We start from the raw sequence: 6,683 nt of genomic DNA, 5'->3' as shown, positions 1-6,683 counted from the left end.
CAAGTACTTCGTTCCAGTTATAAGATTTGGGTGTTTAGCCGTTTTCGCATTTATCGTGAAACGCTTTCGCGTTTTTCGTGCCACTTCCTCCTCCCGCGGAGTGCGGGTGCGCGGCAGGACGGCGCGGAAGCGCTCATATCCGCCCGGCGCGAGGTCATCGTCTGCGCCGGCGCCGTCGACACCCCGGCTGCTCCTGCGCACTCCGGCATCGGCGCCGCGCCAGGACCTGGAGGCCCTCGGCATCCCCGACTGCACGACCTGCAACGGGCGTCGGCGAGAACCTGCTCGACCAATCCCGGGTCGGTCATCGTCTCGGGAAGACCGACGGCGCCCATCCCCATCAACAGCGCCGATGCGGACAGCGACGCGGCCTGTTCGTCCAGCCGCGACCCGGACGCGCCGGGGCCCGACCTGATGTTCCACTTCTCGCAGATCCCCTTCACCGACAACCCCGAGCGGCCCGGCTACGAGAAGCCCGCGCACGGCGTGTCGATGACGCTCGAACATCCCAAGCCGCCGCAGCCGCGCCGCGCTCTACCTCACCAGCGCCGACCTCGACTCAAAGCTTCCGCCCCTCGACTTCCGCTACTTCACCGACGAGGAGCGACCTACGACGCCCGCACCCTCGTCGACGGGATCCGCATCGCCCGCGAGATCGCGCGGACGCGCTGGCCGGCTGGCTCAAGCGCGAGGTCTGCCCTGGGCCGGACGTCGCGGGCGACGAGGCGCTCAGCTGAGCACGCCCGCAAGGCCGCCCACACACCGCCTACCACCCGGCCGGCACCTGTCGGATGGCGCGCCACGAGCGACGAACTCGCTACGTGGTCGACCCCCGACCTGAGGGTGCGCGGGGCTGGACGGCATCCGGATCGCCGACGCGCGTCCCGTCTTCCCGACCGACGCCCGCCGTCGAAACCCTGATGCAAGTACGGCGCTCGATGGCCGGGCGAGCGATCGCGCCGAGCTGTTGGGCGGTGGTGCGCGATGAGCACGTCCACGCACACGTGCCACGCAGATCCCGCTCCGGCGCAGCCGCGCCCCGGCGCCAGACCCTCGTCTGCGGTCCGCGCGACCCCTGGAAGGTCTTCGGCCAAGGCCAGACCGCGTCCCCGGCGACCGCCGAGCTCGCCGGCCTGGGCGCAGGCCGACCTGCGCGCCCGCACCGTTTCTGCACCGCGCCGCCGTCCGCGACGTCTCCTTCTGACGTCCGCAAGCGCGGCGAGGTCTTCGTCGTCATGGGCCTGTCCGGGCTCCGCAAGCCGACCCTCGTGCGCTGCCTCACCCGCCTCATCGAGCCCACCTCCGGCACTCCTGTCGATCGACGGCGAGGACGTCCCCGCCATGGACAAGGACCGGCTGCGCGAACCCGCGCCGCCACCGCCGCCGCCATGGTCTTCCAGCACTACGGCCTGCTCGCCGCAACCGCGCGCGTCATCGACAGCGTCGCCTACGCGCCCGAGAGATCAGGGCATGCGGCCGCGCCGAGCGCCGCGCCAGCTTCTTCAGGCCGCCGGATCGTCGCGCAGGTCGGCCTCGAGGGCTCGGAGCAGCGCCGCCCCGGCCAGCTCTCCGGCGGCCAGCAGCAGCGTCGGCGCGCCCGCGCCCGCGCCGCTGACGTCGACGAAGTCCTGCTCTTCGGCGAGGCCGTTCGGCGCGCACTCGACCCGCTGATCCGGCGCGACATGCAGGACAGGTCATGCGCCTGCACCGCGAAGAGGGCCGCACCATGGTCTTCATCACCCACGACCTGCAAAGCGAGGCCCTGCGCCTCGGCGACCGGACATCGCCCTCATGCGCGACGGCGAGACCGTCCAGCTCGGCGCGCCTGGAGCAGATCGTCGGGCGCGCCCGCCGACGACTACGTCCGCGACGTTTCGTCCGCGACGTGCCGCGCGAGCAGATCATGACGGTGCGGCGGGCCATGCGCCCACCGACGCCGACGAGGCCGAACGCGGCGTCGCCCCCTCGCACCGACGCCACCGTGTCCGACGCCATCGAGGCGGTGGCCCGCAGCAGGTTCGCCGCGCGGGTGATGGACGGGGGCCGCTGCCTCGGCATCGTCGACCACGAGCGCCTGATCGCGGCTGCTGGGAGTCCGCCTGGGGCTGGTGACGGGGCTGATGGGGTTGCTGGGTCCACCGGGTCCGACAGGATCGCGCTGGGACCTCTGGGTCCCGACAGGATCACTGGACCGGCTTGGGATCACTGGGACCATTAGGATCACTGGGACCGACAGGATCACTGGGACCGACGGGTCGGAGGTCGAAGAACCGGCCACGGGTGGGGCGGCACGCCCGCGACGGAGGCCGAGGTGGCGCCAGGCGGCGCCCCGAGCGGCCGCGGGCGAGAGGCGGTCTGATGACGGCCGCCGTCACCACCCGCTGGACAAGCGCGGGGCGGGCCCCCTCGCGGGTCTGCGCCGCCACCGCGGCCTCGGCAGCTCCTGCTGCTCGCCGTCTGCGCCGCGGCGGTGATCATCCCGCTCGTCGACGCCAAGTGGTCCAGCGGGACCTGGCCGCCCTCACCGTCGACCTGACCGAGCCGCTCTCGGCAAGGCCAGCGACTGGATCATCGACAACCGCGACAGCCACCCGCTGTTCCTCCTACTTCTTCGGCCACATCAGCAACGCCATCGTGAGATGCTCGTACGCGCCGTCTACCTCGTGCTCCTCGCCGCCGGCTGAGCTGAATTGACCGCCGCCGCCGGGCTCATCGCCTGGCGCGTCGCCGGCTGGCGCGCCTCGCCGCGTCCGCCGCGTCGCCTTCCTGATCTGCGGCTCCTCGGCATGGGTGCCACCGTGCAGACTTACCGCGCTCATGGTCGTCGCCGTGTTCGCCTCGGTGGTCATCAGCGCCCTGTTCGGCCTCGCCGCCGGACTGAGCGACCGCATGCCGGGCCCTGCGCCCGGTCCTCGACACCATGCAGGTCTTCCCCCGCGTACGCGTACCTCCTCCCGGTCGTCCTCGTCTTCGGCATCGGCGTGCCCGCCGCGGTCCTCGCCACCGTCGTCTACGCCGCACCGCCCATGGCCCGCCTCACCGCGCTCGGCCTGCGCGCTCCGCCGACGGCGGCGTCATGGAAGACGACTCCCTCGGCGCCACCGCCCGCCAGCGCCTGGTGACCGCCCGCCTGCCCTGGCCCGCCAGGAGATCCTGCTCGGCCTCAACCAGACGATCATGATGGCCCTCTCCATGGCCGTCATCGCCTCGGTGATCGGCGCGAGGCGGCCTCGGCGACCACGTCTACCGGGCTTCGCCTCGGTCGACGTCCGGCTTGCACTCGCCGCCGGCATCCCGATCGTGCTGCTTCGCCGTCGTCGCCGACCGCGTGACCAGCGCGGCAGGGCGCGGGACGGGGCGACGACAAGCCCGCCCTCGCCCTGGAGGTGGGGCGTCGTCGCGGCCGGCACCGTGGTGGAATCGCGCTCGCGGCCCGCTTCGCCGACCGCCTCGACTGGCCCCGACGCGTGGATCGTCAACATCGCCGACCCCGTCAACGACGCCGTCGACTGGATGACCGACCACCTCTACGCGGTGTCTACATCGGCGGCACCGCCGACTGGGCCGCCCACTTCACCACCTGTCCTCGACCCGGTGCGCTCCGGCCTGACCACGGCTGCCCTGGTGGTCCGATGCTGCTGATCGTCCGCCGCGCTCGGCCTGGCTCATCGGCACCTGGCGCACCGCCCTGACCGCCGTCCTCGCCATGGCCGCGATCGGCGTGCTCGGCGTCTGGGCAGCCGTCCCGACACGCTCTCCCAGGTCCCCGCCGCCGTCGCGGTCACCCTGGTCATCGGCTTTCGCCATCGGCATCGCCGCCGCGGCCCGCAGCGAACGCCTCGAACGGACCCTGCGCCCGTCCTCGACGTCTTCCAGACGATGCCGCAGTTCGTCTACTCTGATCCCGGTCGTCGCCCTCTTCGGCGTCGGCCGCGCCCCGGCCGTCGCCGCGGCCGTCGTCTGGCGCCGCACTGCCCGCCGTCATCCGCATCACCACGCAGGGCCTGCGCCAGGTCGACCCGGGCCGCGATGGAGGCAGCCCGCTCCATGGGCGCCACCAGCGGCCAGCAGCTGCGCCAGGTCCAACTCCCGCCTCGCCCGCCCGGCACTGCTCCTCGCCAGTCAACCAGGGCGTCGTCTGGTCCTCGCCGTCGACATCAGCGGCCTCGTCCGGCGGCTTGACGCACTCGGCTTTACGTCGTCTTCGGCCTCGCCCAGGGCGACCTCGCCACCCGGCCTCGTCGCCGGCGCCGCGATCGTCTGCCTCGGTCGATGCTGGACCGGGTGACCCAGCCGACGGAACGCCGCGCACGCGGTGGAAGGAGAGCACCTGACCATGGGCATCGCACGCACCCGCCCCGCATGCGCCCCCGCACGCGTAAGGCGGTGGCGGCCGTCGCCAGGGCGGGCGCCCTGCTCGTCGTCACCGGCTGCGGCGCCGCCGACATGACCAAGCAGGCGTCCCCGTACGCCAACCCACGGCGCCAAGACCGTGACCTCTCCGTCCAGTCCTGGGTCGGCGCCCAGGCCAACGTCGCCGTCGCCCAGTACCTCCTGGAACACAACTCGGCTACCGCGTCGACCTGCGTCCAGGTCGACGAGGTCCACCTAGAGGCGCCTCAGCCAGGGCCGCGTCGACGCGATCATGGAGGACTGGGGCCACCCCAGGAGGCCCAGTCAGGACAAGAAGACCATCGTGAACAGGCGGCGACCTCGGCGTCACCGGACACATCGGCTGGTTCGTCCCACGTACTTCGTCAAACAGCACCCGGACGTCACGGACTGGAAGAACCTCAACAAGTACGCCGACAGCTGAAGACCGCGGAGCGGCGAAGAGGGCCAACTTCCTCGACAGCTTACGTCCTACGTCACCAACGACAAGGCCTGGTCCAGAACCTCAAGCTCGACTACCAGGTCGTCTTCTCCGGCTCCAGGCCGCCCCAGATCACCAGATCAAGCAGTTCGCCAAGCAGAAGAAGCCGTTCCTGACGTGCTGGTACCAGCCCCAGTGGCTCTTCAAGAAGGTGCCGATGACCGAGGTGAAACTGCCCGCCTACAGGAGGGCTGCGACGCCGACCCAAGAAGGTCGCCTGCGCCTACCCGAAGACACCACTGCAGAAATTGCCTCAACGCCGACTTCTCCAAGGACGGCGGCAAGGCGGCGGCCTTCTGAAGAACTTCCAGTGGACGACGGAGGACCAGAACAGGTCTCCCTCTGATCGCCGACCGAAGCTGTCCCGGACGAGGCGGCGAAGCGGTGGATCGACGAAGCACCGGTCCACGTGGGAGGCGTGGATGCCCAAGTAGGGCTTCGGGGAGGGGCGACCGCGTCGGAGGCGTGGTTGTCGGAGAGCGGGCAGATTTCTGGTGCCGGGTGCCTTTCCTGACGGGGGGCACCCGGCACGCTCGTCTGCCGCCACCCGGGCCACGCGCTACCGCAGACCGTCCGCGATCTCCCGCAACGCCGCTACCGCAGACCGTCCAGTGATCTCCCACCAACGCCGCTGCCGCCCTGCGCTGCAACCCCGGCCCGAACGTGATCCGCATCACGCCCCCGCCTCGCCCCACTCCCACCAACGAGGGCCCGCCGGGCCGGCGCCCCACGGTGATCAGGCCCCTCGATCCTCCGGCCCGCAACCGCGGCAACGCGTCGATCGGCGCCCCGATCGGACACACGCAGTCGACGCCCGCCGCGACATACAGCCGAGCCCGCTCCACCGCCTTCGCGACCGGGTCGTCCACGCCCCTGATGAACGTGTCGATCCGCGCGTTGAGCACGATCGGTCCGGCCGCCGCCGTACCTCGGCGGCACCAGCCAGTCGGCCTGCCGGTGCGGATTCTCGAGCGCCGGCCGCCCGCCGCAGGGCCGAGTCCTCCAGGTTGCACCCGGCGGCCCCGGTGCTCGAGGGCTTGCCGCTCCGCCGCTCCACTTCGGCGCGATCCGTACCCGCCCTCGATGTCCCGCCGACACGGTACGGACGCCCCGCCCGCACGGTACGATCGAGATCACCGCGGCGAACATCTCCTCCGCCGGCGCGTCTCCCCGTCCGCAGCGTAGCCGAGCAGAAGCGGCCACTCAAGCACTCGGCGTCGCCAGAGGCAGAGACCCGGCCTCCCGAAGACCCCGCACTCGCCGCGTCCCACGGCCCGCAGAACCAGCGGGTCACCCGGGGAGCGAGGCTTGGTGCAACGCACGCAGGGCGTCGACCTGCGGCCACGCTGGTGGCCACGAGCTGCCTGGGACGCCCGGCCCGTCTGGTCGGTCTGGTCGGTCTGGTCGGCCGGGTCGTCATGGTCTGTCCGACCGGCCTGGCCTGTCTGACCGGTCTGATTACCACCACGCTGGTCCTCCCGGCTTCCGATCCGACGGCTCACCATCAGCCGGTTCCAACTGTTGATCACGGTGATCACCCCCAGTCAGATGGGCGCAGTTCGGCCTCACTGAAGTTAGCTTGGCGGCGAGCCCTACCGTTGCACACCTCGTCGGGCACGAACCTCGGTCAGCACGGTCCGCCGGCGTCCGTCAACGCCAGCGCCGCCCGCCCCGCTCGCTGTGTACAACTCCCGGCCTCGCGCCAGGCATTGAGCAGCGCGATTCGCTTCGCGCTCTCCCATTCTTTCTCCACGGCGACGTCGACGTGCATGTCCAAACAGAACGCGCACTCATTGATCTGCGACGCCCC

The 6,683-nt window shown here is 71.3% G+C and carries 4 protein-coding genes and 2 pseudogenes; 4 read left to right on the top strand and 2 right to left on the bottom strand.

The genetic code is table 11. From position 1 onward, the window contains the following. Positions 1-114 precede the first annotated feature (114 nt). From RBJ77_RS61595 to RBJ77_RS61580, 4 genes and pseudogenes are all read left to right on the top strand, one after another. Positions 115-988, top strand: a pseudogene (locus tag RBJ77_RS61595) (GMC oxidoreductase); the annotation flags it as partial. Between the two features lie 16 nt (positions 989-1,004). Next, positions 1,005-1,907, top strand: a complete 903-nt coding sequence (locus tag RBJ77_RS61590) for an ATP-binding cassette domain-containing protein (protein WP_372352850.1) — start codon at positions 1,005-1,007, stop codon at positions 1,905-1,907. Between the two features lie 527 nt (positions 1,908-2,434). After that, positions 2,435-4,320, top strand: a pseudogene (locus RBJ77_RS61585) (ABC transporter permease subunit); the annotation flags it as partial. A gap of 325 nt (positions 4,321-4,645) precedes the next feature. Then, entirely contained in the window at positions 4,646-4,816 is a 171-nt protein-coding gene (locus tag RBJ77_RS61580; protein ID WP_372352854.1) for a hypothetical protein, read from the top strand. A gap of 200 nt (positions 4,817-5,016) precedes the next feature. Here RBJ77_RS61580 and RBJ77_RS61575 read toward each other — a convergent pair whose 3' ends face one another. Together RBJ77_RS61575 and RBJ77_RS61570 are read right to left on the bottom strand one after the other, a co-directional pair. After that, entirely contained in the window at positions 5,017-5,742 is a 726-nt protein-coding gene (locus RBJ77_RS61575; RefSeq protein ID WP_372352853.1) for a hypothetical protein, read from the bottom strand. 758 nt (positions 5,743-6,500) lie between these two features. Then, positions 6,501-6,644 (bottom strand): hypothetical protein, encoded by a 144-nt coding sequence (locus RBJ77_RS61570; protein ID WP_372352849.1) that lies wholly within the window; start codon positions 6,642-6,644, stop codon positions 6,501-6,503. Positions 6,645-6,683: the final 39 nt, after the last annotated feature.

The sequence above is a fragment of the Streptomyces sp. KL116D genome, from assembly GCF_030766975.1.
Classification (GTDB): Bacteria; Actinomycetota; Actinomycetes; order Streptomycetales; family Streptomycetaceae; genus Streptomyces; species Streptomyces longispororuber_A.
Note: the sequence above shows the minus strand (reverse complement) of the source record. Positions and strands in the feature narration are given on the sequence as shown.